General features: G+C 34.1%; 1 protein-coding gene. It reads right to left on the bottom strand.

Annotated elements, in window-relative coordinates:
* Nucleotides 1-253: 253 nt before the first annotated feature.
* A complete protein-coding gene (locus H1S01_RS20970; protein ID WP_011276848.1) occupies nt 254-349 on the bottom strand; it encodes a type I toxin-antitoxin system Fst family toxin in 96 nt (31 codons plus the stop codon).
* Nucleotides 350-358 lie beyond the last annotated feature (9 nt).

Raw genomic sequence — 358 nt, 5'->3', positions numbered from 1 at the left:
TCATTATAAAGTCCTTTTATTATATATAGTATAGCTGTAAAAGAAAAAGTGATGATCATTAAAGCAAAGAAAAAAACTGTTAGAAATCCTATAAAACTTTCTATTTTATTTCATCCTCCTATATAGATACTAATTTTGCATTCCTCTACACTATGATGTTATAATGCACTTAACAAGGAATCCAGCATGGATACACCAATCCCCTCACTACCGTAAATAGTGAGGGGATTTTTGTAGGTGTGGCTATTGTCGCCTATTTGTCTTTGCGATTACGCAGCCAATGCGTAAATAACGCAATAATACAACCACTGATGACTGTGGTCGTGATGTGAACAAGGATTTCCAACATGAATAACAC

The sequence above is a fragment of the Heliobacterium chlorum genome, assembly GCF_014502795.1.
GTDB lineage: Bacteria > Bacillota > Desulfitobacteriia > Heliobacteriales > Heliobacteriaceae > Heliobacterium > Heliobacterium chlorum.
This window is presented reverse-complemented; position numbering and strand designations above follow the sequence as displayed.